Annotated in this window: 19 protein-coding genes and 3 pseudogenes; 17 read left to right on the forward strand and 5 right to left on the reverse strand. The window is 39.8% G+C overall.

The features are described from left to right. Positions 1-8 precede the first annotated feature (8 nt). A complete protein-coding gene (arsB, locus tag O1449_RS02240) occupies positions 9-1,049 on the forward strand; it encodes an ACR3 family arsenite efflux transporter (RefSeq protein WP_269239048.1) in 1,041 nt (346 codons plus the stop codon). A 5-nt stretch (positions 1,050-1,054) separates the two neighbouring features. Next, positions 1,055-1,255: pseudogene (locus O1449_RS02245) on the forward strand (NADPH-dependent FMN reductase); the annotation flags it as partial. A gap of 127 nt (positions 1,256-1,382) precedes the next feature. Here the strand turns inward: O1449_RS02245 and O1449_RS02250 are convergent. After that, positions 1,383-3,674 carry a TonB-dependent receptor gene (locus tag O1449_RS02250; protein WP_269239049.1) on the reverse strand — a complete coding sequence of 764 codons (2,292 nt, stop codon included), beginning with the start codon at positions 3,672-3,674 and terminating at the stop codon, positions 1,383-1,385. 205 nt (positions 3,675-3,879) lie between these two features. Then, a pseudogene (locus O1449_RS02255) lies at positions 3,880-4,813 on the reverse strand (IS5 family transposase). A gap of 226 nt (positions 4,814-5,039) precedes the next feature. Here O1449_RS02255 and O1449_RS02260 point away from each other — a divergent pair. From O1449_RS02260 to O1449_RS02290, 7 genes are all read left to right on the forward strand, one after another. After that, positions 5,040-6,632, forward strand: a complete 1,593-nt coding sequence (locus O1449_RS02260) for a peptide chain release factor 3 (RefSeq protein ID WP_005218358.1) — start codon at positions 5,040-5,042, stop codon at positions 6,630-6,632. 162 nt (positions 6,633-6,794) lie between these two features. Next, the gene (locus tag O1449_RS02265) at positions 6,795-7,622 is read left to right on the forward strand and encodes a hypothetical protein (RefSeq protein WP_269239050.1); all 828 of its coding nucleotides are present in this window, start codon (positions 6,795-6,797) and stop codon (positions 7,620-7,622) included. A gap of 108 nt (positions 7,623-7,730) precedes the next feature. Continuing rightward, complete coding sequence (locus tag O1449_RS02270; RefSeq protein ID WP_269239051.1) at positions 7,731-8,645, forward strand: RsiV family protein; 915 nt, start codon at positions 7,731-7,733, stop codon at positions 8,643-8,645. Then, positions 8,645-9,460: a TatD family hydrolase gene (locus O1449_RS02275; protein WP_269239052.1), complete on the forward strand. Its 816-nt coding sequence runs from the start codon at positions 8,645-8,647 to the stop codon at positions 9,458-9,460. Before O1449_RS02270 ends, O1449_RS02275 begins: the two co-directional genes overlap by 1 nt. 127 nt (positions 9,461-9,587) lie before the next feature. Continuing rightward, positions 9,588-12,344: an aconitate hydratase AcnA gene (gene acnA, locus O1449_RS02280; protein WP_269239053.1), complete on the forward strand. Its 2,757-nt coding sequence runs from the start codon at positions 9,588-9,590 to the stop codon at positions 12,342-12,344. Between the two features lie 110 nt (positions 12,345-12,454). Continuing rightward, the gene (locus O1449_RS02285) at positions 12,455-13,642 is read left to right on the forward strand and encodes an MFS transporter (RefSeq protein ID WP_269239054.1); all 1,188 of its coding nucleotides are present in this window, start codon (positions 12,455-12,457) and stop codon (positions 13,640-13,642) included. 61 nt (positions 13,643-13,703) lie between these two features. Further along, positions 13,704-14,474, forward strand: a complete 771-nt coding sequence (locus tag O1449_RS02290; RefSeq protein WP_269239657.1) for a tRNA threonylcarbamoyladenosine dehydratase — start codon at positions 13,704-13,706, stop codon at positions 14,472-14,474. A 30-nt stretch (positions 14,475-14,504) separates the two neighbouring features. Here O1449_RS02290 and O1449_RS02295 read toward each other — a convergent pair whose 3' ends face one another. Continuing rightward, complete coding sequence (locus O1449_RS02295) at positions 14,505-14,987, reverse strand: hypothetical protein (protein ID WP_004658972.1); 483 nt, start codon at positions 14,985-14,987, stop codon at positions 14,505-14,507. Between the two features lie 336 nt (positions 14,988-15,323). On the opposite strand from O1449_RS02295, the gene O1449_RS02300 reads away from it, so the two are divergent. After that, positions 15,324-15,719, forward strand: coding sequence for a GNAT family N-acetyltransferase (locus O1449_RS02300; protein WP_269239055.1), 396 nt, complete (start codon positions 15,324-15,326; stop codon positions 15,717-15,719). A gap of 9 nt (positions 15,720-15,728) precedes the next feature. Here O1449_RS02300 and dusA read toward each other — a convergent pair whose 3' ends face one another. Next, positions 15,729-16,733 carry a tRNA dihydrouridine(20/20a) synthase DusA gene (dusA, locus tag O1449_RS02305; RefSeq protein WP_269239056.1) on the reverse strand — a complete coding sequence of 335 codons (1,005 nt, stop codon included), beginning with the start codon at positions 16,731-16,733 and terminating at the stop codon, positions 15,729-15,731. 502 nt (positions 16,734-17,235) lie between these two features. On the opposite strand from dusA, the gene O1449_RS02310 reads away from it, so the two are divergent. From O1449_RS02310 to posA, 4 genes and pseudogenes are all read left to right on the forward strand, one after another. After that, positions 17,236-17,529, forward strand: a complete 294-nt coding sequence (locus O1449_RS02310) for a hypothetical protein (protein ID WP_269239057.1) — start codon at positions 17,236-17,238, stop codon at positions 17,527-17,529. A gap of 24 nt (positions 17,530-17,553) precedes the next feature. Next, positions 17,554-18,713 (forward strand): IS3 family transposase gene (locus tag O1449_RS02315; RefSeq protein WP_269239058.1). Its coding sequence is split into 2 segments (ribosomal slippage): positions 17,554-17,788 and positions 17,788-18,713, totalling 1,161 coding nucleotides; the frame shifts between segments, so codons are not numbered across the junction. A 3-nt stretch (positions 18,714-18,716) separates the two neighbouring features. Then, positions 18,717-19,040 (forward strand): annotated as a pseudogene (locus O1449_RS02320) (phosphatase PAP2 family protein); the annotation flags it as partial. A 381-nt stretch (positions 19,041-19,421) separates the two neighbouring features. Beyond that, positions 19,422-23,420 (forward strand): delta-poly-L-ornithine synthetase PosA, encoded by a 3,999-nt coding sequence (gene posA, locus O1449_RS02325; RefSeq protein ID WP_269239059.1) that lies wholly within the window; start codon positions 19,422-19,424, stop codon positions 23,418-23,420. A 14-nt stretch (positions 23,421-23,434) separates the two neighbouring features. Here the strand turns inward: posA and O1449_RS02330 are convergent, their stop codons facing one another. Then, positions 23,435-24,046, reverse strand: coding sequence for an HvfX family Cu-binding RiPP maturation protein (locus O1449_RS02330; protein WP_269239060.1), 612 nt, complete (start codon positions 24,044-24,046; stop codon positions 23,435-23,437). Positions 24,047-24,206: 160 nt separating this feature from the next. Here O1449_RS02330 and O1449_RS02335 point away from each other — a divergent pair, with 160 nt between their 5' ends. The 3 genes from O1449_RS02335 (at position 24,207) to O1449_RS02345 (ending at position 26,148) form a co-directional block, all read left to right on the forward strand. Further along, a complete protein-coding gene (locus O1449_RS02335; protein WP_005218272.1) occupies positions 24,207-24,515 on the forward strand; it encodes an HvfA family oxazolone/thioamide-modified RiPP metallophore in 309 nt (102 codons plus the stop codon). Between the two features lie 66 nt (positions 24,516-24,581). Next, the gene (locus tag O1449_RS02340) at positions 24,582-25,445 is read left to right on the forward strand and encodes an HvfB family MNIO-type RiPP peptide maturase (RefSeq protein ID WP_269239061.1); all 864 of its coding nucleotides are present in this window, start codon (positions 24,582-24,584) and stop codon (positions 25,443-25,445) included. Continuing rightward, positions 25,396-26,148 (forward strand): HvfC family RiPP maturation protein, encoded by a 753-nt coding sequence (locus O1449_RS02345; RefSeq protein WP_269239062.1) that lies wholly within the window; start codon positions 25,396-25,398, stop codon positions 26,146-26,148. Before O1449_RS02340 ends, O1449_RS02345 begins: the two co-directional genes overlap by 50 nt. Position 26,149 lies beyond the last annotated feature (1 nt).

The following is a 26,149-nucleotide window of genomic DNA, read 5'->3' on the forward strand; positions in this document are numbered from 1 at the left end:
AGAACATCATGGCTCAACAAAAATTATCCTTTTTAGATCGTAACTTAACCCTATGGATTTTTATTGCCATGGGGATGGGAATTGCGATCGGTGTGTTTTTACCTCAAGCTTCTGTTGCTTTAGACAAAATGAGTGTGGATTCCGTCAATATTCCAATTGCGATGGGTTTGATTTTGATGATGTATCCTCCCTTAGCAAAGGTTGATTACGCGGCGTTGCCTGAAGTATTTAAAGATAAAAAAACCTTAACTTTATCTTTGGTTCAAAACTGGATTATTGCGCCTATTTTGATGTTTGGATTAGCGATTATTTTTCTACACAGCTACCCAGAATATATGACGGGCTTAATTTTGATTGGCTTAGCACGCTGTATTGCGATGGTTTTGGTGTGGAATGGCTTAGCCTGTGGTGATAATCAATATGTTGCGGCATTGGTGGCTTTTAACAGTATTTTCCAGATTTTATTATTTAGTAGTTATGCTTGGCTATTCCTCACTTTCTTGCCACCTTACTTTGGTATTGCAGGACAAGTCATCCATGTAGATTTTTGGACGATTACCGATGCGGTGCTGGTTTACTTGGGCATTCCTTTTTTTCTTGGTTTCATGACGCGATTGACTTTAGTCAAAGCCAGAGGTCTCGCTTGGTATCAAGATGTCTTTTTGCCGAAGATCAGTCCTTTAAGTTTGTTGGCATTACTGTTTACGATCGTTGCGATGTTTAGCCTAAAAGGTGCTGATGTCGTGAGCTTGCCTTTCGATGTGATTCGTATAGCAATTCCCTTGACCATCTACTTTATTGTGATGTTCTTCATCAGCTTCTTTATGAGTAAATGGATGGGCAATGATTACCCTAAAACCACCGCAATTTCGTTTACCGCTGCGGGGAATAACTTTGAATTGGCATTGGCTGTCGCAATTGCGACCTTTGGTTTAGCTTCACCTGTGGCATTTACCACTGTGATTGGCCCATTGGTTGAAGTGCCTGTGCTGATTGCTTTAGTCAGTGTGTCTTTATGGCTCAGAAAAAAGTATTTTAAATCGGTGTAATTGTGATGGCTCTTCCAAATGTAGATATGAATTTGCTTGATCAACCCACTTTAGAAAAATTACAAGCGCAAGCCTTGAATCATGCACCACGTATTTTATTGTTGTATGGTTCGAATCGTGAACGTTCGTATAGTCGTTTAGCCGTGATGGAAGCAGGGCGCATCTTGGAGCATTTTGGGGCGGAAGTAAAAATCTTTCATTCTAAGCGTTATCGGAATGTGTCAATCAATGCAATTTATAATGTTTATCCATTATGTGGTGATTAAAAAATAGCCTCATCATGAGGCTATTTTTTCATTAAAGTCCATCGTTTAACGATGGACTTCTTAGGTCTTAGTATTTGAAGTTAATTGATAATACTGCGCTGCGACCTTCCGCTTCAGTTGCGTAGTGTGATGTATAAGCTTTAGTGAAATAACGTTTATCAGATAAGTTGTTTACATTAAGCTGTAAATCAACATTTTTATTTACGTTATAACGCGCCATTGCATCATAGCGAACATAACCTGGAACCCACTTGGTATTTGCTGCATCACCATAGACCTTATCCATTGCAACAGCACCAGCACCTAAAGTCAAAACAGGTAAAACTTGATATGTCGTCCAAAGCGTAGCACTATTTTTTGCTACGTTTTGAATTTGGTTACCATTCGTTGGACTTGGTACGTATTTACCGCTTGTATCCTTAACAAAACCTGCATCTACGATTTCACTATCTAAATAGGTATAACCAGCTGACACTGCCCATTTTTCAGTAATGTTGCCGTTTACACCAAGCTCAATACCATCAACACGTGTTTTTCCAATATTTCTTGTGAAACCATCGGTATCTAATGCACGTGTATTTTCTTTTTCAGTACGGAAAATTGCAGCTGTGAGGTTTAATTTTTCATTAAGAACATCCCATTTTGTTCCTAATTCATATGTCTTAACTTCTTCAGGTTTCAAATTGTTGATAGCGCGAGATTGTTCATCAGTCGTATTTCGGCCAGGTACACTAATCCCTTCTGAACCATCACCAGCATCAACACCTACAGGGTTTGCTGATGTTGCATAGCTAATGTAAATTGCCCCATTTTCAACTGGTTTAAATGTAAGCCCAGCTTGATAATTAAAGAAATCATTGCTAGAGCTGTATTTTGTTCCTGCCTTGATTAGAGTTGCACCTGATCCTGAATCTTTATTATATTGCACATCAGTTTCAAATTTGTCCCAACGAACACCAAGATCAAGTAACCATTGTGGTGTAATCGTAATGTTATCTAGAACATAAACTGATTGGGTTTTCGATGTGATATTTGTCACATTAGGATTTGCTTTTATATTTCCTAGCCATGCATTTCCTGAATTAGGATTATCTAAGCTAGTACACCATCCGTTTGAATTTATTAATGAACAAGCATTGGTTGTGCCGCTACCACCAATTTTTGAGGTGTTCGGATCCGTTACAAGATTTGTTCCTCTATCTGATTCCTGTTTAGCGTATTCTGCACCAGTGTTGAAACTGTGCTTTAGTGAACCCGTATTAAATTTACCAGTTAAAGTGAGTTGATCTGTAAAGCTATCGGTATTAGTTAAGTTTGTATTGACTCGGCGCCAAACTTGACCATTTACAATATTACCTTGGCTATCATCAGGTTGAGTCCATAAATAATCGTTTTTAGATTTACTGTAGACCGCCGTATTACTTAGCACTAGGTTATCAGTTAAATCATGTTCTAATTTAAAAGTACCTATCTGGTTTTCTTGTTTTTGGAAATCACGGTCTTTCCAACCATAGTAAGTGCCTTGTTTGACATCTACTGGCTTACCAGCAGTAACTTTCTTTATTGTATCGTATTGATATGGAATGCCAGAATCTGGCTCATCATTAGTTTTGAGGTAGTAATAACCTAATGTTCCACGAGTCGCAGTGTCTAGACCAAAGGTAATACTTGGTGCAATACCTGCACGTTTATATTCAGCACCATCATGTTGTCCCGCTTTTTCATTTTGATGGCCCATGACCACCACACGAGCTGCGACACCACTATTAAAATCTTTGTTTCCGTCTAAAGTGATACGTGCATAATTATCTGTACCCCCTGAGATCGAACCTTCTAAAGCATCGCCTTTTTTAGCAACCTTAGAAATCATGTTGATACTACCGCCTGAAGTACCAGCACCACCTAGAGCAGAAGCAGAACCTTTGGTGACTTCAACTTGTTCAACAGCAAACATTTCGCGGTTTTGAGAAGTTGCGTTGCGGACACCGTCTACATACATTGAACTTTCTGAGTTATACCCGCGAATAAACGGACGGTCACCATTTGGGTTACCACCTTCACCAGCACCTAAAGTGATCCCTGGAACTGTACGAAGTGCGTCGCTTAAAGTCGTGACTTGAGTATCCGCAATCAATTGTTTTGAAATAACTGAAACTGATTTTGGGGTATCTAAAAGAGGAGCAACGAATTTACGATTAGATGATTGGTCTACTTTTAAACCTTGTTCTTGTTGTGCTTGTGCATGAATCGTTGGGAGTTGTACTGGCTGATCTTGAGCGATGGCTGGTACTGCAATCACGGAGAGTGAAGATGCAATTGCGGAAGATACTAATTTCTTACGTGATTTGATAAAAGACATAATCGTTCACTCAGATATGAGAAAAATTTTGAGAATAATAATGATTCTTAATCCCGAATTCAATTGATAAGTCAACTATTTGTCGGATAGGAGGTAAAAGAAGAGAGAACTTAGGTCTAGGCCTTATGTACAAATAAGTTGTCGTCGTACATAGGCTTTGTTGCACAAAGGTTTGAAAGACAATGCTACCGTAATTGAGCTAAATTCAAGTCACAACTTGGGTATGTGGTCGACCAAATACTGTGAATTTATTCAAAACTGCTACACGTGCATAAATCTCATTCACCTGACTAGGAAAACTCCTTGCTGTTAATTTATCACCTAATAATTTGATGCAATGCATTTTGGTTTCCACTAAACTTCGATGATGATAACCAGACCATTTTTTCCAAAGTGACCTACCTAGCCGTTTGACTGTTTTTAATAATTCATTCCTCTCTCTAAATATCTCAATTTCTTATCTTTCCAAAGCTTTACATTCTTCCTAGGTGGAATGACTGCATGTGCATCTCAATCTAAAATGACTTGTCGGCAGTGCTTTGTGTCATAAGCACCATCTGTATCGACTGAATCAATTCGTTCATCCAATGGAATTTGATCAAGCAAATCACCAAGCACCTGTGAATCACTCACATTGTTTGTTGTGAGCTGAAATGCTCGTATTTGAAGGGTGTTAGCATCTATACTAATATGAAATTTGCGCCATTGGCGACGATATTCAGGCTGATGTTTCTTACGCTTCCATTCGCCTTCACCTAAAAATTTTAACCCTGTAGAGTCGACGAGTAGGTGCAATCCATCACGACTTTTCTGATAGCCTATCGCAATATCAATATGCTTTTGTCGTCTACAGAGGGGGGAGTAATCTGGTGCTGTCCAATTCAAACCACAGCGTTTAATCAGGCTTTGAGCAAAGCCTGGGACCATGCGTAAAGAAAGACGGAATAGAGATTTGATCATTAAACAGCATTGAATCGCTGTATCGGAATAAGTTTGATTTCGTCCGTATTTGCCTTGTGGCTGTGCATACCATTGGTCTTGGAATCAAACCAGATTGAAATATTTCCTCGCTTGATTAAAGCTTGGTTATACGAAGACCAATTGGTTGTACGGTAGATTTTAGGTGCAGACTTCTTCATCTGGAAATTATATTGCTGAAGAAGCCTTCAAGAATAGCTTTGTGCAATAAAGCCATTCGGTTGTTAACAAATAAAGCTTTGTGTGGATAACTTGGTACATATCAACAATCAATAAACAAGTTCACTAAATCTGCTACAATTGTGCCAATTTCGAATTCTCACTTTTCAGTTATGGTACATATCGAGTCATGTGTACGTAACTGTGTACATATTGAAGATTTTTCTCATGAGTTTTAAAGACGAATTAGCGGCACAAGTTGCCCAACGACGTACCTTTGCGATCATTTCCCACCCGGATGCGGGTAAAACCACGATGACCGAAAAGCTTCTGTTATGGGGCAAAGCTATTCAGGTTGCTGGGATGGTTAAAAGTCGTAAGTCGGATCGTGCTGCGACATCTGACTGGATGGAAATGGAAAAAGAGCGTGGAATTTCGATTACCACTTCTGTCATGCAATTCCCTTTTAAAAGTCACACTATCAACTTACTTGATACACCTGGGCACGAAGACTTTTCTGAAGATACTTATCGTACTTTGACTGCTGTTGACTCTGCATTAATGGTGATTGATGGAGCAAAAGGTGTTGAGGAACGAACCATTAAATTGATGGAAGTGTGTCGTATGCGTGACACACCGATCATTTCCTTCGTCAACAAGATGGACCGTGAAATTCGCGAGCCTCTAGAATTGCTTGACGAAATTGAAAACGTTTTGAATATTCGCTGTGTCCCAATTACATGGCCTCTAGGTATGGGGCGTGACTTTGCAGGGGTTTATAACCTACTTGAAAACAAGTTATATGTTTATAAAGCAGGTTTTGGCTCGACGATTACTGACATTGAGGTGCGTGATGGTTATGATCATGCTGATATTCGTGAAAAAGTGGGTGAATTAGCTTGGGCTTCTTTTGAAGAATCACTTGAGTTAGTTCAAATGGCCAATGAACCACTTGATCGTGAATTATTTTTACAAGGTAAACAAACGCCAGTACTTTTTGGTACGGCCTTAGGAAACTTTGCAGTAGATCATGTGCTTGATGCATTTATCAATTGGGCGCCAGAACCAAAAGCACACCCAACACAAGAACGTACAGTAGATGCCAATGAAGAGGGTTTCACTGGTTTTGTTTTTAAAATTCAAGCCAATATGGATCCGAAACATCGTGACCGTATTGCCTTTATGCGTATTTGCTCAGGTAAATATGAAAAAGGCTTAAAAATGAATCATGTGCGTATCGGTAAAGATGTACGTATTAGCGATGCATTAACCTTCCTTGCGGGTGAACGTGAACATTTGGAAGAAGCTTGGCCTGGAGACATTATCGGTTTGCATAACCATGGTACGATTCAGATCGGCGATACATTTACCAGTGGTGAAAAATTACATTTCACAGGTATCCCACACTTTGCACCTGAAATGTTCCGCCGAGTTCGTTTACGTGATCCGCTCAAATCTAAGCAATTGCAAAAAGGTTTGAAAGAGTTATCTGAAGAAGGTGCAACACAGGTATTTATGCCTCAAATTAGTAATGATTTGATTGTCGGTGCAGTCGGTGTGTTACAGTTTGATGTGGTCGCTTATCGTTTGAAAGAAGAATATAAAGTTGACTGTATTTATGAGCCTGTCAGTGTGCATACGGTACGTTGGGTACATTGTGATGATGAAAAAATTCTCAATGAGTTCAAGAAAAAAGCGCATGATCAGTTATCGGTAGATGGCGGCGGTCATCTGACTTATCTTGCACCAAGCCGTGTAAACTTGCAGTTAATGCAAGAACGCTGGCCAGACATTCAGTTCCGTAACACACGAGAACACTAGAATCTCCCTTGCGGAGCTTTAACGCTCCTCACCCATCTTTATAAAAGAGGGACTTTTTCATGAGTTCTATAACTATTTAGATTCGTGATGCTCCTCCCTTTTATAAAGGGTGAGCTGCGGTTGTAGCAGCGTAAGGGAGGGATTAAAATAAAGGATGATGAGATGAATACTTTAAAACCACTTTTTGCTGTCAGTATAATGATTGGAATGATGGCTTTAACGGCATGCGATCATCCTAAAAACAATGAGACTGATACAGCTCAAAACAAAAATCAAGTATCAACTCATACTGAAAAAGCCGAAGTCCTGCCATACCTCAATATGCAAGAAGCCAAAGCCGATTATGCCTTACCGTTCTGTGAAAAGAAGAACTGTATTGATGTTGATATTCAAACTATCAAAACCCAAGATGCGTGGCTTAACACATGGATTGCAAAAAATCAGGCCAATGTGATTCAACAACAAATTGAGCAAAACAAGAATTTAACCTTACAGCAAGCCGTGAATGCTTATGTGAAAAAGTCAGATGAATGGCAAGATAAATATTCTAAAAATAAAGCGTATGAGCTGCGCTTAACGACACGTATTGCTTCACAGCGTAATCAATATGTGTTGTTGCAAATTGGCGTTGATACACAGCAAGAAGATATTGCGGTTAAAGACAGATTTTACTTTTTCGTCGCTGATCGTAAGTTACAGAAAAATCTAACAGTACTCGATGTGATACAGAAAAATCAGCAAAATGAATTAAATAATATTATTCAAGCACATTATCAACAATGGATTGAAAAACAAAGTACGGAAGTGAAGAAACAAGTTCCTAAAAAACTGTATTGGGGACAGGCAGATTGGTTCTTCGATGGAGAAGGAATCGGTTTGCATTATCGTGCCAATGAAATCAGTAAAGATGCACCACAGTTGGATATTTATTTAACCACTGAACAAAGCAAACAGATGCTACAACCTGAAATTTATCAGCAAATGTTTTAATCTACTTGCTTGAGTTTCGTATAGAAATTGCATGCGCTTATAGCGGTTTTGCTTTAATTTCGATAGCATTTAAAAATCTTGTGTAATAACAATACTGATAGGTTTTAAATGAAAGCATTTTATAAATATAGCATTCTTGCAGGTGCGATTTTACTTGCTGCCTGCCAGCCGAAATCAGAGCCGAAAGAATCACAGGATAAACCGACAGATCCGCCAGTGGTACAGCAAACTGCTGAGCCAATTCTGCGTGGTGAAACCATGAAATTGCAGGTAAATTTACCTGAATGTAAAGGCAATACTTGTCCAGATTTCACAGTTGAACGATTACAAAGTAATTTCCCATTTATTGATCAGTTACTGGATCAACAGATTCTTAATCAACTGAGTAAAATGCTCGATGTCGTTGATGCTGATACCGCAGCAGCATCCGCACCCAAAACGGCTGAACAAAAAACAGGTTTAGATACTCAAGCACAAGCCTATGCCAATGCCTTTGTGAAAATCGATGAAGAGTTAAAAGCGCTCAGTAGTAGTCATCAGATCAGTCTGATGATTAAGCCTAAAATTTTGCAACCGAAAGGCAAGCTGGCAACTGTAGTGTTAAATAGCAGCAGTTATTTGGGTGGAGCGCATGGTTCAACCTCACAACGCTACTATAACTTTGATTTAGCGAACCAAAAACAGATTCAATTGCATGATTTATTATTGCCGAAGCAAAAAGCGAATTTAGACAAACTGGCGCATGACGCCTTTAAAGTGTGGATTGTAGATGCCAAACTTGCCACTGACCCGAAAGAATATGAACAGGCTTGGCCATTCCAAGTCACCGATAATTTCTTATTGGGTGAGCAGGGGTTAATTCTACAATATGGCGAATACGAGATTGGTCCTTATGTTGTCGGTTTACCACGTTTAGTTATTCCATTTAGTGAATTGCAGGGTGTTTTAAAACCTGAATATTTGCCAAAAATTGATACGCCAGCAGCGTCTACCCCTGCTGCAAGTACGCCAAGTCAAAGTTAATGCAACTGTTCGATACCCATACCCATTTTGATGTTGCCGATTTTGATATTGATCGGCAACATCTGGCTGAACAAGCAAAACAGGTTGGGGTCGATGCTTTAGTGTTAATCGGTTTTGTTGAATCACGATTCGATGAACTGATCCACACCCATCAACAATTACACGCTTGGGACAAGGTGCCGACTTCTTATCTGGCCCCTGGTTTACATCCTTTTTATATCGAACAACACCAAACCGAACATTTACAGCGGCTTGAGCAAGTCCTACAGCAGCATGATTGTGTCGCTGTAGGTGAAATCGGTTTAGATACTTTTTTAAAACAACATAAACAACCCGAACTGTTTGCCAAGCAACAGCACTATTTTAGTGAGCAATTGGCATTGGCAACACAATATCAAAAGCCTGTGTTATTGCATATCCGTAAGGCGCATGCAGAAACCATTGCCATTTTAAAAACACAAAAATTCAAATTGGGTGGCATTGCCCATGCGTTTAGTGGTGGTGTCGAAGAAGCCAAAGCCTTGGTTAAACTGGGCTTTAAAATTGGGGTGACAGGACAAATCACCAATCCGAACGCTAAAAAACTGCATCAAGTGGTGCAGGCGATTGGCAGTGAAAATTTGGTGATTGAAACCGATTGTCCAGATATGACACCGTTGTGTTGCCAAACTTCGAGCGAGCATCGTACCCGTAATACCCCTGTGAATTTACCTTATGTGCTGGAGAGTTTGGCTCAGTCCCTTAACCAGCCTGAATTACAGCTGGCTGCACAACTTTGGCAAAATTCACTGACTGCGTTGCGACTTAAATTTTAAGAGAATAAGCAAATAATCTCGTTAAAAATAAGATAACCAAAAGGGAACACACTCTTTTCTAAACAGGCTTACATTAAAGGAAGAACATCATAATAAATAAACTCGCCAATACTGGGAGGGTAACCGAATGGCTAGATATAGCAAAATCAATAGTTTTAATGCATTACAGACACTCACCGTTGGTTCGACATCCTACCAAATTTATAGTTTAGCTAGAGCAACCGAAACACTTGGCAATATTGATAAATTGCCAAAGTCTTTAAAAGTTTTACTCGAAAATTTACTTCGTTTTGAAGACCAAAAAAGTGTAAAAGTGCAGCATATTCAGGCCTTGGTCGATTGGCAGAAAAGCAAAAGTTCTGATCAGGAAATTCAATATCGTCCTGCACGGGTACTGATGCAGGATTTTACGGGTGTTCCTGCAGTGGTGGATCTAGCGGCGATGCGTGCTGCGATGGCACAGGCAGGTGGTGATCCCAACCTGATTAATCCTTTATCTCCTGTGGATTTGGTGATTGACCATTCGGTGATGGTCGATCATTTTGCTGATGAAAATGCGTTTGCCGAGAATGTTGAAATTGAAATGCAACGGAATGGTGAGCGTTATCAATTCCTGCGTTGGGGACAATCTGCCTTTAATAATTTTAGTGTGGTGCCACCTGGTACAGGGATTTGCCACCAAGTCAATTTAGAATATTTAGCGCAAGCTGTCTGGTTAGGTGATGATGAAGGTCAGGTGTTTGCCTTTCCAGATACCTTAGTTGGAACAGATTCACATACCACTATGATCAATGGACTAGGGGTTTTAGGCTGGGGTGTGGGGGGTATTGAAGCCGAAGCAGCAATGCTCGGGCAGCCTGTATCCATGTTGATTCCAGAAGTGATTGGATTCAAACTCACAGGCAAGTTGAATGAAGGTATTACTGCGACCGATTTGGTTCTGACCATTACCCAAATGCTGCGTCAAAAAGGCGTGGTGGGTAAATTTGTTGAGTTCTATGGCGATGGTTTGGCTGATTTACCTTTGGCAGATCGTGCCACCATTGCCAATATGGCACCTGAATATGGTGCAACCTGTGGTTTCTTCCCGATTGATGACGTGACATTGGGGTATTTAGCCCTAACTGGTCGTAAACAAGAACGTATCGATTTAGTTGAAGCCTATAGTAAACAACAGGGGCTATGGCGTCATGCAGGCGATGAACCTGTATTTACCGATACCTTGAGTCTGGATATGAGTACCGTACAAGCCAGTCTGGCGGGGCCAAAGCGCCCACAAGATCGGGTTTTGTTGGGCGATGTTCCGAAAACGTTTAATGCGTTGATGGAGCTGAATTTAAAACCAGCCAAAGAAGCCAAAGAACGTTTAGAGAATGAAGGCGGCGGAGGTACGGCTGTTGAAGCCAAGAAAGCGAATTTAGCGCATGAAGAACCTGCTTGTACCATTGATGGGAAATCGTATCCATTGAAGGATGGTGATGTGGTGATTTCCGCGATTACCTCTTGTACCAATACCTCGAATCCAAGTGTCATGCTGGCAGCAGGTTTGCTGGCGAAAAAAGCCATTGAAAAAGGCCTGCAACGTAAACCATGGGTGAAAAGTTCATTGGCGCCGGGTTCTAAAGTGGTCACTGATTATTTAGCTGCTGCAGGTTTAACGCCGTACTTGGATGAGTTGGGTTATAACTTGGTTGGTTATGGTTGTACCACCTGTATTGGTAACTCAGGGCCTTTACCTGAACCGATTGAAGAAGCTATTCAGTGTCATGATCTGAATGTGGCTTCCGTACTTTCAGGCAATCGTAACTTTGAGGGACGTGTCCATCCATTGGTAAAAACCAACTGGTTGGCGTCTCCACCTTTGGTCGTGGCTTATGGTTTAGCAGGGAATATCAGAACTGATCTAACCACACAACCGATTGGGCAAGACCAAAATGGACAAGATGTTTATTTGAAAGATATTTGGCCAAGTCAGTTTGAAATTGATCAAGTACTGCAAAAAGTGAATACTGACATGTTCCATAAAGAATATGCAGCGGTGTTTGATGGTGATGCAACTTGGCAGGCGATCCAGATTCCACAAAGCCAAACTTATGCGTGGCAGGATAATTCGACTTATATTCGACATCCGCCATTTTTTGAGGAAATTAATCAGCCTCCGAAGGCCATTCGCAATATTGAACAGGCACGCATCTTGGCGGTGTTGGGAGACTCAGTCACCACCGATCATATCTCTCCAGCAGGGAATATCAAAAAAGATAGCCCAGCAGGACGTTATTTACAGCAGCAGGGGGTTGAGCCGAAAGATTTCAACTCTTATGGTTCTCGACGTGGTAATCATGAAGTGATGATGCGCGGAACTTTTGCCAATATCCGAATTAAGAATGAAATGCTGGGTGGTGAAGAGGGTGGAAGTACCATTTTCATTCCAACAGGTGAAAAGCTGGCGATCTATGATGCATCCATGCTGTACCAGCAACAGAAAACACCGTTGCTGATTATTGCAGGTAAGGAATATGGCACAGGTTCTTCACGAGATTGGGCTGCAAAAGGGACTAATCTCTTAGGTGTTAAAGCGGTCATTGCTGAAAGTTTTGAACGGATTCACCGTTCTAATTTGGTCGGCATGGGCGTATTTCCATTGCAGTTTATAGATGGTCAAACCCGTCAATCCTTGAACCTCACTGGCCATGAAGTACTGTCGATTCATGGCCTATCTGATGATATCCAACCACATCAAACGCTAGATATTCAGGTGGTACGAGAAGATGGCAGTCAAGACCAATTCAAAGTGTTATGCCGCATTGATACCTTGAATGAGGTGGAATACTTTAAAGCAGGCGGTATCTTGCATTATGTATTACGCAATCTGATTGCTGCATAACGAAACACACTCTTAAATCAAAGATGAAAGCTGGTCTTTCATTTTTTTTTGTTTGAATTTCAAGCATTCAGCGTTAAGGTAGTCAAGCCCGATTAAATTGGATAAAGGCTTTGAATCAGTTACCACGCTATGTTTATTACCTTTTGGCTGCGCAGGCATTTAACTTAATTGCTGCTGTTCTGTCTGTTACTGTAGCTGCAATTGTGGGATTGAAATTAGCGCCAACACAGGCTTTGGCTACGGTTCCGTATGGTTTGCAGTTTTTAGCGATGTTACTGACCACCTTTATTTTTTCTTTTCTAATGAAAAAGCTCGGGCGGCATGTGGTATTTCAATTTGGTTGCGTCTGCCTGTTCTTGGCCGGTGTTCTCGGTTATTTGGCCCTACAGCAGCAACAGTTTTATTTATTATGCCTCAGTCATTTTTCACTGGGTTTATTTATCTCAACTGCGAATTTTTATCGCTTTGCTGCTTCTGATCGGCTAGCAACAGATTTAATTCCGAAAGCCACCGCGATGGTCATTTCGGGCGGTGTGATTGCAGCAATTATTGCACCCATGTTGGCAATTCAATTTCAGCAGGTAGCAGGTTTACCCGATTTCACTGCGATCTATTTCATCTTTAGTGTCTTGGCTTTGTTACTATCTCCGACTTTGTATCTATGGAACAAAAAATTTCAACGCCAGCAAAGACAGCAGGTGCTAATTGAACCAACCCAGCGTAGCAAACTGCCAAGTACTTTGATTATTGCTGCGGTGATCAGCGGAGCATTTGCCTACTATATTATGAATGTCATGATGATTATGTCCTCCTTGCACCTCAAGGAGCATCACTCATTTCATTATGCTTCGATCTCGATTCAGTTACATGTGCTGGCAATGTTTATCCCATCCTTCTTTGTGTCGAAACTGATTCAACGCTGGGGAACGCATACCACGATTTATGTTGGTTTTGCTTTGTTGATGTTATCGTCTTTAATTCCAATGTTTGGACAGGTCGGCATCTATATTAATGCTGCCTTGATCGTGTTGGGCGTGGGCTGGAATTTTGCTTATTCAGGTGCATCAACCTTGTTAGCAGGTCTTAACGAGCAGCAAAAACATCGTGTCCAAGGCATCAATGAAACAGGAATTGCTTTGTTTGCGACCTTAGGGGCATTTTTACCTGCACCGATTTTGAGTAGTCTCGGATGGATCAATGCAAACCTGTTGGCTCTATGCATGAGTCTGATCGTTTTTATCTTGTTGGTGATTTTAATTCGCCGAGATCAACCTTCAAGTAAAGTTTCAGCGGGTTAACCTAAAACCAGTTAAACACGGTAAAATAGTGCTTTGATTTAAAAGATAGACCACGACTGTGATGACCGATGTTCCTGTAAATGATGAATATGAGCGCCGTTTTGCTGGTGTTGCCAAAATTTATGGAGAAAATGCATTTTCGCATTATGAACAAAGTCATGTCATGGTGATTGGAATTGGTGGCGTTGGCAGTTGGGCGGTTGAGGCACTGGCACGTACAGGGATCGGTGAGTTGACTTTGGTCGATATGGATGTGGTAGCAGCATCGAATATTAACCGTCAATTACCTGCGATGAGTTCGACACTCGGACAAGAAAAAATCGAAGTGATGGCGGAGCGTTGTCGCCAGATCAATCCACGCATGAAAGTGAATGTGATTGATGACTATCTGACGCCTGATAATGTCAAAGAGATTTTAAATCCAGTACCCAGCATTGTTCTGGATTGCATTGATGACGTCAAAGCCAAACTTGCCTTAATGCTGCATTGTCGTTTTAACAAAATCCCGTTAATTGTTTCGGGTGGTGCAGGAGGAAAACTCGATCCACTGAAGATTCGCGTGGCAGATTTGTCCAAGACCGAACAAGATCCAATGTTGGCAAAGTTACGCACGCAACTGCGTTCAAAAGGGATTTGTAAAAAACCAAAAGAGAAATTCGGAATCACTTGCGTGTATTCGATCGATAACCCATTTTCCAGTGCAGATGTTTGTCCAAGTGCGGGTCTGCGCTGTGGCGGCTATGGTTCTGCGGTGGTGGTGACTTCAAGCTTTGCGATGGTGGCGGTGGCTGAAGTGCTGAAAAAATTAGATGCTAAAAAGCCTAAAACATAATGTTCGTTTAGGCTTTGATTCAGTCTTTTATTAACCAAGGCGGTAATAAGTATAAGTGACGTTTTTGTCTTTATAAACGTCATAGCTAGTCTGCTTAAAATCAGAAACCCATTGTGAGCCTGTAAAACCAGCAATATGACCATACACATGTTTTTTGGTGCGATGAATAATATAAATATCACCTGGCATTGGGTTATCAAAAGCAGGGTCTATTTGCTTATAGCCAATCTTTTGTAGCGTTCCACCCCAATCTGAGGCTGCTATAGGATGTTGTGCAATTTTCGCGCCCGCTGTTTGTAATGCGATACGAATTGATTTGGCACACTTTGCTGAACTATGAAATGAGGAAACACGAGAAAGTTTATCTGAAAACTTCTGTAAGTTAATTTGCTGCGAATTCTTGGATAATGCGTATGGCGGTGTAATATCTGCGGGAGTTTCTCTGAGCATAATGACTGCATTTTGAGTCTGTGCATGCATCATCGAATCTAATGAGGGTGCATCATAAATCATAGTTCAATCTCAACCAATCCTAAAACAACTTTAAAACGGTCGCCAAATTCCGTGGCTCGCAGATATTAAGCGATAAATCTTAAAAAAACTTATTTGCAATGTAATAATGTAACTTTTCGAGGGTGTTGTGAGGAACTTAGCGTAAAAATCACATAAAGAATCTTTTTTATTATCATGAATTTAGTTGTTAATTAGTTTGAATAAAATGATTTGTAAGATTATATTTCTTTTTTGATTGAAAAATATACGCAAGCGCTGATTCAAAGAAACAAAGCTTTGTGATTTAAAAAATAATAAACTATTGTTTATTAAAGTGAAAAATGGAAAGAATAACAAGTGATACGTCCAGCACAAGCAACAGATATCAAGCAAATAGTAGAATTAATTCAGCCATATATAAAAGATTTTGCACTGAATGCAGAGGGTGAAGCAAAATTTAGTCAGGATATGATTAAGAAATTACTTGAAATGCAAAGCATTGAATATTTTGTTTTCGAGAAAGAGTTATCCATTATTGGTGTGATTGCTTATAAACAACCTTCTCATTTGATTCATTTCTTTGTTAAGCAGGATTCACAACAGCAAGGAATAGGTCGTCAGCTTTGGATGTTTTTAGAAGATAAACTTTCTCAGCAACATTCAAAAATTACTGTGAATTCTAGTTGTTATGCAAAGCCCGTTTATGAAAATTTCGGATTACGCTATATTCCGATGTGCAAAAGTTATGCGTAGAACATCAAATTAACTTTGATGTTCTCGAACGTAATCTTCAGTACGTTGCATCGCTGTTTGGATATTGATGATTGCATTTTCAATGTCAGCAATCGTTTTGGCATTTCCACCACTGAGAGCCTGACGCCATTTACGTGCGCCTGGTAGATTTTGAAATAAACCTAGAATATGGCGAGTGATAATCGAAAGTGGAGCACCTTCAGCAACGCGTTGATGAATATAAGGCATCATGTGCTGCATGATCTCAAAACGATTAGGTGCTTCCAAATTCCAAAGGTCACCCATCTCCGCCAATAAGTACGGATTATGATATGCCTCACGACCAATCATGACTCCATCAACATGCTGTAAATGTTGTTGTGTTTCTTCAAAGGTCTTGATACCGCCATTAATCTCAATGGTTAGATGTGGGCGTTCTTGCTTTAAACGATAGACATCTTCATAGCGTAATGGTGGAACTTCGCGATTCTCTTTCGGCGATAAGCCCTGCAAGATCGCAATACGTGCATGTACAATAAAATGTGTGCAGCCTGTTGATGCCACCGTATCAACAAAATGCAGCATTTCTTCGTAAGATTGCATGTCATCAATCCCGATACGATGCTTTACAGTTACAGGAATCGATACTGCTTTTTGCATACTATGAATACATTCTGCAACTAAATTGGGTTCAGCCATTAAGCAAGCCCCAATTTTATTGTTTTGCACGCGATCACTTGGACAGCCGACATTCAGATTAACTTCGTTATAACCCCAGTCTTCGGCCATTTTGGTGCAGGTAGCAAGCTCTTGTGGATTTGAGCCGCCAAGTTGTAGCACAATTGGATGCTCTTGCTGATTGAAATCGAGATGGCGATTAGCACCACCGTAAATAATCGCGCCTGTAGTGACCATTTCGGTATACAACACGACATTGGGATTAAATAAACGGGCAAAGAAACGATAGTCTTTTGTGGTCCAATCCATCATCGGGGCAACACTGATTCGTGGTGTCTGAGTTTTTTCAATATTCATAAAAAATCATGCCTTTATTCAGTGTTAAACAACCTAATGAAATGATGGAGCGGATTGGAAAATGGACTATTTATGACAAATAGTGGGAAATAAACTTAAAGTAAGAATTCATCACTGATGTATGTCCAAACATTTTTAGGCAAAGCGCAACCGATTGATCTGATCGAACAGACACTATGACTAAATATTGGGATACATTGAGAGTGAGCATCAAAGAACGAAACTCTTCTAGCTTGATTAAGAGATTTCCAATTGCGCGCAATACTACCACAAATATTTAATCTATACATTTCGGACGGTATTGATGCCGCACACCCGTTGAGATTTTTTTAAATGCTATTTAGCAGCGTTCAGGTGTTAACTAATTAGAGCGTCTTTAATTCTGTTAATTGTGTCTAGGGTGGGCGTAGCTTCTATTTTCATCTATTTGATAAGACTTAATTTTGGTTTAAGTTCGTGTTTTTAGTCTATCTCGCATAAAGCCCTTATGGATTGATAGGCAATGTCTATTGAAGAGATCAATATTCGTATATTTAACTGGATTAATTCTGGTGCTACAGAAAACTCATTTTTTGCGAAAGTCGCTATGTTCTCATCATATAATCTGATAGGGACTTTTCTGATTTTTCTAACGGTTTTATTGCTATTTAAGGATAAAAAATATCAATTTCAGTATTTTAAAACCGTAGTAATGGTCGTTCTATCTTCATTTGTTGTGAAGTTATTACACGCATTTTATCATCATCCTGATCCTAGCCAAAATAATGGACAGCATGTCCCTCTAAAGATAACGTAACTTCAATCTTTGGAGATCCAAGAAATGGCTAAACGTTTTAGTCCGGAATTTAAACAGCAAGCAATTGATCATGCACTTTCAAACTCCCACGAGCCTATAGCTGCAATCGCCCATAAATTAGGTGTGGGTTATTCAACCTTAGATAAATGGATTCGTGAAGCCAATCCAGTAGGTTCAAGCAAACGTCAACTTTCTCCTGAACAACAGCGGATCTTGGAATTAGAAAAAGAAGTCAAACAGCTCAAGGAAGCCAATGACATCTTAAAAAAAGCGCATGTGTACTTTCTGACAGATCATGCCAAGAAAAGTACACGGTAATTCAAGATATGGATATAAATGAAGTCACTGTGTCTTCTGTCTGTAAATGCCTAGATGTCAGCACTTCAGGCTATTATGCCTGGCGAAAACGCCAGACCAATACAGCGCAGAAATACAATGATTTAAAAGTTGTATATTGGCAGCATCATGCGCGCTTGGGTGCACCGTCATTGGTACATGACATGCGTGATTTAGGTTATCGCATGAGCGAACGTACCGTTGGAAGGATGCTAAAAAAGCTTGGTTTACGTAGTAGGATTGCACGTAAATACAAGCATACGACTGATTCAAACCATCGTTTGTCTACAGCATCAAATTTGTTGGATCGCCAATTTACAGTTACTCAGCCTAATAAAGTTTGGACAACGGATATTACCTATATCCGAACTAAAGAAGGCTGGCTGTATTTATGTGTGATGCTAGATCTATTCAGCCGTCGTATTGTGGGTTGGCAAACCAGCCATCGAATAGACCGCCAATTGGTGTGTGATGCGTTTAATTATGCAATGGCTCGTCAGGGTTATCCAACGGGTGTCATGGTGCATTCGGATCAAGGTAGTCAGTACTGTAGTCGTGATTTTAGGGCGCTATTATTGACGAATAACTGTATTCAAAGCATGTCTAGACGAGGAAACTGTTGGGACAATGCAGTGACCGAAAGCTTCTTCCATACCCTGAAGGGGCATGTAGTACATGGCAGTGTATTTTCTACGAGAAAAGAGGCAAATGCTATCTTGTTTGAGTATATTGAAGTTTACTACAATCGAATCAGAAGGCATTCTGCAAATGGCTGGTTAAGTCTAGAAGCCTTTGAACAGAAATATTTCAAGAATTTAGAGGGATCGGTTGTCCACGATACTGTCTAGGATCATCCTAGACCTTTCGATCTTGGACTAGGGCACACCTTGATTCACCACAGTTCCAGTTCGTCTATGCCTAGCCAACATACACTCACTGTTGCAATTATCGCATTTTCATTTCTGATGTCTGAGTATCGTCAAATTGGTGTTTTCGGATTATTTGTAAGTTTGGTTGTAGGATGGTCAAGGATTTATATGGGAGTTCATTTTCCTTTTGATGTATTAGGTTCTTTTATTGTGGCTTTTCTAATTGTATTCAGCGTCAATATTTTGACTGAACGATTTATTTCAAAATCAAAGCAACCGATTACTGTACAAGCTGTAGATCTATAAATTGATAGATGACTTGTGTGAAAAACGAGCGATACATTGTGATCGCTTCCCTAAATAACGACCGTGTTTAAACCATAGGAAATTTACCATAGCATTTTGTGGATTTAGAAATAATTGTATGATTTATTTTCTGTGAAGAGTATTTGTTTAAATGTTGTTCAGTTTTTCATTTTTAATATTTTGATTTAATTATATTTCCATATTTTAAAATCTCTTTTTGTCCACTTCGTTACTTATATTCACTTTTCTCATGAGTTCAATTTAATCTGTTTTTAAGTTCAGCTCTTTAACTTACAGCATAACGACTAAATTTGATTCGTAAGCAGAAATTAAGATAGGTCTAAATTCTAGCGAAATCAGAACATTAAAGAGAGTATAAAAATGAACCAATGTGTGATGAACGCAAAAAATATTATTCGTGGTAAACACCACCCTGAGTTTTTGCAGAATGAAGTTTTAACCGATATTTTTATTCAGACAGCACAACGCCTACCAGAAAAAATAGCTTTAATCGAAGCAGATCAAACGATTAGCTATGGTGAGTTATATCAGCAAGCTCAACTTATGGCCAAACATTTAACCATCAAAGGCGTTAAAGCTGGCGAAATCGTTGGATTGTGGTTGCCACGTGGTATTGAATTATTAAAGTCTCAATTAGCAATCTGCTTAAGTGGTGCTGCTTGGCTACCATTTGACATGGATACCCCCGCAGATCGAATCGCAGTTTGTCTTGAAGATGCAGCGGCTGTAGGAATGATTACCACTGATGAGTGGTATGAGCACGTGTTGGAAGTGCCACAAAGCAAATGGACCAATACCGAACTACAAAAAACGCTACATGAAACTGTCGAGTTGGCAAAATCGACTCCTGAGCAACCTGCTTATATTATTTATACTTCAGGCTCAACAGGAAAACCCAAAGGTATTGTCATTACTCAGAAGAATATTTGTCATTTTCTGCGCAGTGAAAACAGTATTTTAGGTATCCAAGAACAAGACAAAGTTTATCAAGGCTTCTCAGTTGCATTTGATATGTCTTTCGAGGAAATCTGGTTGTCTTATTTGGTTGGAGCAACTTTATGGATTGCACCAAAATCTTTGGTTAGTGATCCAGAACGGTTATGTAAAACCTTGCAACAAGAGCAAATTAGCGTTTTGCATGCTGTACCAACTTTGCTCGCTTTGTTCCCTGAAGATGTTGCTAATTTACGCATCATCAATTTAGGAGGGGAAATGTGTCCAGACTCATTGGTTGAGCGTTGGGCATTGCCACACCATCAAATGTTTAATACTTACGGACCGACAGAAACCACAGTCTCTGCGAGTCTTGAATTGTTACAGCAGGGTAAGCCTGTCACGATTGGCAAACCATTACCTAACTACGGTATGTTGGTGATTAATGCTGATCGAGAGCTATTGGCACAAGGCGAAACGGGAGAATTGTGTATCTTTGGGCCAAGCGTGGCACAAGGTTATTTAGGTCGCCCAGATCTAACAGCGGATAAGTTTATTCAGAATCCATGGGCAACGAGTCCTGATGAAGAAAGTTTATATCGGACGGGTGACTTAGCTAAAATCGATGAATTTGGTCAAGTGCATTGTTTAGGACGTGCGGATGATCAAGTAAAAATTCGAGGTTTCCGCGTAGAACTTGGCGAAATCGAAGCTGCATTATGTGATCTCGATGGTATTGGCACAGCTGCTGTCATTTTACGTAATGAAGATGGTATTGATCAGTTGATCGCCTTTATAGCCGCAGAAATTGATGCAAAACAATCCATAGAAATTAAACAGCTTCGGCATCATCTTGGTCAGCGCTTACCGCCATACATGGTACCTAATCGTTTTGAAATTATTGAAGAAGTACCGAGACTACTTTCTGGGAAAATTGATCGAAAAGCACTAAAAGCAAGACCTTTAACAAGTGTGGTCGATCGGAGTGAATCAGATCAACCTCAAAATGAAGCTGAAGAAATTTTATTTGAAATCTTAAATCGACTGTTTCCGAATCTTCCGATTAAATTGGATGCCGATTTCTTTGATGATTTGGGTGGACATTCTTTATTAGCTGCAGTTTTAATTTCAAATTTACGTGAACATCCTGAATATAGTCACCTCACGATTCAAAGTTTATACCAAGCACGGAGAGTGGGAGCAATTGCTGCCTTGATGCTTGAGCAACCTGAACCATCATTATTTGATAGCCAAATTGGTCAAGACAATCCACGGAATCAAACCTATAAATGGCTCTGCGGTATTGCGCAGGTAGTCACAATTCCAGTGTTGATTTCAATTAACATTATGCAATGGCTCGCTCCATTCTTTACCTATCATTATTTTACTGGCGGCGCACGAGACAGTATTCCTTCTGCAATTTTGCTTTCTTTATTGGTTTATGTCAGTGTCATTATTGCTAGTTTTGCCCTTTCTATCATGGTTAAACGTGTGCTAATGGTTGGCGTGGGTGCGGGTCGTTATCCTTTATGGGGAATGACTTATTTCCGTTGGTGGTTGGCTGATCGGATGAGTAGTATTTCACCTGTTTATCTCTTATCAGGTTCAACTTTACTGAATTTATATCTCAAAGCACTTGGGGCGAAAATTGGACATGATGTTTCCATTAGTTCAGTGCATATTCGTATGCCATCTTTATTGACGATTGAGGATGGTGTCAGTCTTGGTTCTCAGGTGAATTTAGAGAATGCTAAAGTTGAACATGGGCATTTGGTCTTAGGTTCAATTCATTTGAAACGTGATAGTTATGTGGGTTCTTATGCGGTATTAGAAGAAAATACGGTGTTAGAACAAACTGCTCATGTCAATGCTTTGACTGCGATTGAATATGATACGACTGTGCCTGCTGGTGAAATTTGGGATGGCACGCCTGCGAAGAAGATTGGTCATGTGGATCAGTTAGAACAATTGGCACCGCGTCCAAAACTTTCTTTAATGCGTAAAGTTTCAGAGTATGTTTACTATGGAGTGAGTGCATTAATTATCGCTTGTATTTTCTTTATTCCAATCTTTCCAAGTTTCTTATTGGTTGATTGGTTAGATGTGAATGTTTTCAATATTGACCCGAATAACCATATTCAAACAGCGCTTTATTATTTCCTATTGGCCATTCCTGCGAGTGCGATGATGATGATCATTACCGCCTTGATTTCTTCAGCTTTACGTAAAATAGTATTACCTCGTTTAGAGGTGGGTACTTATGCGATTCATGGTGCTACGTATTATCGAAAGTGGTTCGCAGCCCAAATTTTAGAAACCAGCTTACAAACGCTACATGGTCTATTTGCAACAATTTATGCACCAACTTGGTTTCGTATGTTAGGCGCAAAGGTTGGTAAAAATACTGAAATATCAACTGCAACAGGCGTTATTCCTGAAATGCTCAGCTTGGGTGAAGAAAGTTTTATTGCTGATGCGGTGATGTTGGGTGATGAGGAGATCAAAGGCGGTTGGATGTCATTAAAATCAACAAAAATTGGTCATCGTAGTTTTGTTGGGAACAGCGCTTATATCGCAGATGGTACGGTATTACCTGATAATATTTTAATTGGTGTGCAGTCTAAAACGCCAGATAATCGAGAAATGTATTCAGGACAAACTTGGTTTGGTTCTCCAGCGCTACTTCTACCAGCACGAGAAGCCGCAGAGAAATACCCAGATCATCTTACTTTTAAACCGAGTCACAAACGCCGTTTCATGCGTGCTTTTATTGAGGGGCTACGGATTGTATTACCCGCAGCGCTTGCGATTGGTGTGGGGTATATGATTGTGCTAGAAGTGATAGATGTCATTAATAACTATACGATTTCAATAGGATTATTGGCTTTAACTCTCGCAGGCTTATTATATGGTGTGGGTTGTTTCATCATCGTGGCTTTATTGAAGTGGATTTTAATTGGACGCTACCAAGCTCGTTCAGCGCCAATGTGGACTATGTTTGTTTGGTTAAGTGAAGGAATTACAAGTTTATATGAATCAGTCGCGATTCCAAATTTCCTGAATTATTTAAGAGGAACACCAATGCTGCCATTCTTTTTGCGTATTTTGGGGGTTCGAATAGGGAAAGACGTTTATATGGATACTGCAGATATTACAGAGTTCGACTGTGTTGATATTGGAGATCGCGCTGAATTTAATAGTTTTTCAGGTCCACAGACACATTTATTTGAAGATCGTATTATGAAGATTGGTCAAGTAAATGTTGGAAGTGATGTGGTCGTGAATGCGAGAAGTATCATTTTATATAATGCCAATGTCAGTCATCATGCGGTGTTAGGACCATTAACTTTAGTGATGAAAGGTGAAAATATTCCTGCCAAATCAGCATGGATTGGCTCACCAGCAGTACCTTGGAAACATAAATAAGCCCTTCATAGGGCTTATAAGCGTTTGGTTAAATGATATTTCATCCAGAAATCTAAACTGATATAACGTCCACCACCGATAAAGATTAAAGCGAGTAACATCACTAAATAGGTCACTGCGAATTCAACACCATTATTTAAAATGACAAATGATCCGCTGGCAGTGAGCCAATCATAGTTACCATAGTTTTGTAAAATTTCATGGGCTTTTTCTAACTTCTCAGCGGATGCGAGAACTTGGGCATTTGCAAATGGTGCATTTGGATCGGCAATGGCTTGCCAACCATTCGGTAAGTGTACGGTTACAATTGCTACCAACATTGTGATGATAAGTGGGATACTGATAAAGCGAGTGAATAAACCTAATCCTAACAATACTGCACCAGCCAGTTCTGTTGAGGTTGCTAGAGCTGCCATCAATGTCGGGAATGGTAGACCGAGCCCCCAATCAGGATTACCAAACCATTCAATCGTGTCTTGGAAATGCATGAGTTTATTGCTTCCTGCCATCCAAAAAATGGGGACTAAATATAATCTGAGTGCTAGCGCAGCAATTCCATCGAAATGTTTTATACAGTGAGAAATTTTTTGATAATGTTGTGTTAGAAAATAAATAAAGTTTTTCATGGGAATTTCACATTGAGTACTGTTGAATAGTTATTAGTCGGATGAACATGGAACTTCTTACATATTTTTTTCATTTGATCTGTAATAAATCGTCTTTTACTCCGTCTAACTTAATGTACCTCCGTACAAACCGAGCAATTATCTTACAAGGAATACAAAAATGAATAAATTAAACTCAATCACATCAGTCGCTGCATTATTGGCTTTATCTGCTGTAGGCATCACTCACGTATCTGCTGCACCAACCACGACTACAACTGAGTCTCATGCATCGAAAGCTGCTGATGGGAAATGTGGCGAAGCCAAATGTGGTGCAAATAAGGCAAAACAACAACAAAAGTCTGCTGATGCAAAATGTGGGGCCAATAAAAAATCAGCAGAAGGGAAGTGTGGGGCAGCTAAGAAAACTGCTGATGCAAAATGTGGTGCAGATAAAAAAGTTGCAGATGGCAAGTGTGGTGCTAAATAGTTTAGATCAGCCGAATGATACCGATATATTTCAAATTGTCGGTATCAATTCAAAAAGGAAAACAGCATGACTGCATTGAATGGTGTTGGTTTAGGCTTAAGGCGTGATTTTATTGATACCTTTTTAAATGCGGAATCACATCCAGACTTTATTGAGGTTGCACCAGAAAATTGGATGGGTTTTGGTGGACGACACGCCAAGTTGTTGGCTCAATGTACTGAAAAATCACCTTTGGTGTGTCATGGTCTGTCCCTTTCTATTGGGGGACCTCATCCTTTAAATATTGAATTTATTCAACAGATCAAAGCATTTTTAAAGCAGTATCAAGTTTCCATCTATTCTGAGCATCTCAGTTATACCTCTGATGGGGGGTATTTATATGATCTATTACCGATACCGATGACTGAAGCTGCGGTCAAATATGTCGCTGAGCGTATCTTACGTGTTCAAGACATTTTAGGGCAGCGCCTCGTTATTGAAAATGTATCTACCTATTTAATGCCAAATGCAGAAATGAGTGAGGCTGAGTTTGTTTGTGAAGTACTTGAGCAAGCAGATTGTGAATTATTACTTGATGTTAATAATGTCTATGTGAATAGTATCAATCATGGCAGTGATGCTCATGGCTTTATCCAAGCGATGCCTAAAGAACGCATACGTTATATGCATATTGCTGGGCATGAACAAATGAATGAAAGCTTATTGATTGATACGCATGGTGCCGAAATTTGTGATCCTGTATGGCAGCTATTGCAATTTAGTTATCAACATTGTGGCGTTAAACCAACCTTGTTGGAAAGAGATTTTAATATTCCATCATGGCAACAATTACAGCAAGAATTGACAACAATTCAAACGATGCAGCAACAGGAGAACGGTTATGGTGCTCAAAGAAAGCACTTTCCAAACCACTCAGCAGCAATTCTGTAATTGGATTCGTGTACCAAATGCTGAACACACTAAAATATGTGATCTTGAGCGAATGCAGATTTATCGAGATTTATTGTTCAACAATATGTGTTCATTTATAAATTTAGTTTATCCCATAGCTCGTTCTATTCTACCTGCGGATCAATGGCAGCTCTTATTGGAAGAATTTTTTCAAAAAGCTAAATGCCAGTCACCTTTCTATAATGATATTTCGTTGCAATTTAGAGATTATTTGACTGAAAACCAACATCCAGTTTTAAGCCAAAATCCTTGGCTAGAAGAGTTGTTGCAGTTTGAGTGGTTGGAGTTGTATTTAGATACGCTTGAAATTGAAGACATTAACATTGTTGAAAAGACAAGTTGGCAACTCACACACAAAGTGTGGGTATTGGTCTATCAATATCCTGTTTATGATTGGACGGTTGATACAACGTTGACTGATATTGAAGTAATGCCAAGTGCAATTATGGTCTGGCGAGACCATCAGGATAAGGTTCGCTTGGAAAGATTGTCCCCCTTATTTGCGATGTTGATTGAGCAAATGAACCTAAAGATATACTCAGAGTTTGAGCTTCATGACTTAATTAAATTAATTGCACCAACTTTTTCTGAGCAAGAGATTACAATACAACTGCATCAGTTGGCAGCAACACTCACGAATTTAGGTTTGTTAAATCATTCTCAGAACAGTAATAGGAAGTGAT

Source organism: Acinetobacter sp. TR3, from assembly GCF_027105055.1.
In the GTDB taxonomy this organism is placed as follows: domain Bacteria; phylum Pseudomonadota; class Gammaproteobacteria; order Pseudomonadales; family Moraxellaceae; genus Acinetobacter.

Bases quoted from the DNA above. Each gene is read 5' to 3' on its own strand.
- arsB (WP_269239048.1), top strand. From the start codon at position 9: ATGGCTCAACAAAAATTATCCTTTTTAGATCGTAACTTAACCCTATGG.
- O1449_RS02250 (WP_269239049.1), bottom strand. From the start codon at position 3,674: ATGTCTTTTATCAAATCACGTAAGAAATTAGTATCTTCCGCAATTGCA.
- O1449_RS02260 (WP_005218358.1), top strand. From the start codon at position 5,040: ATGAGTTTTAAAGACGAATTAGCGGCACAAGTTGCCCAACGACGTACC.
- O1449_RS02265 (WP_269239050.1), top strand. From the start codon at position 6,795: ATGAATACTTTAAAACCACTTTTTGCTGTCAGTATAATGATTGGAATG.
- O1449_RS02270 (WP_269239051.1), top strand. From the start codon at position 7,731: ATGAAAGCATTTTATAAATATAGCATTCTTGCAGGTGCGATTTTACTT.
- O1449_RS02275 (WP_269239052.1), top strand. From the start codon at position 8,645: ATGCAACTGTTCGATACCCATACCCATTTTGATGTTGCCGATTTTGAT.
- acnA (WP_269239053.1), top strand. From the start codon at position 9,588: ATGGCTAGATATAGCAAAATCAATAGTTTTAATGCATTACAGACACTC.
- O1449_RS02290 (WP_269239657.1), top strand. From the start codon at position 13,704: ATGACCGATGTTCCTGTAAATGATGAATATGAGCGCCGTTTTGCTGGT.
- O1449_RS02295 (WP_004658972.1), bottom strand. From the start codon at position 14,987: ATGATTTATGATGCACCCTCATTAGATTCGATGATGCATGCACAGACT.
- dusA (WP_269239056.1), bottom strand. From the start codon at position 16,733: ATGAATATTGAAAAAACTCAGACACCACGAATCAGTGTTGCCCCGATG.
- O1449_RS02310 (WP_269239057.1), top strand. From the start codon at position 17,236: ATGTCTATTGAAGAGATCAATATTCGTATATTTAACTGGATTAATTCT.
- posA (WP_269239059.1), top strand. From the start codon at position 19,422: ATGAACCAATGTGTGATGAACGCAAAAAATATTATTCGTGGTAAACAC.
- O1449_RS02330 (WP_269239060.1), bottom strand. From the start codon at position 24,046: ATGAAAAACTTTATTTATTTTCTAACACAACATTATCAAAAAATTTCT.
- O1449_RS02335 (WP_005218272.1), top strand. From the start codon at position 24,207: ATGAATAAATTAAACTCAATCACATCAGTCGCTGCATTATTGGCTTTA.
- O1449_RS02340 (WP_269239061.1), top strand. From the start codon at position 24,582: ATGACTGCATTGAATGGTGTTGGTTTAGGCTTAAGGCGTGATTTTATT.
- O1449_RS02345 (WP_269239062.1), top strand. From the start codon at position 25,396: ATGGTGCTCAAAGAAAGCACTTTCCAAACCACTCAGCAGCAATTCTGT.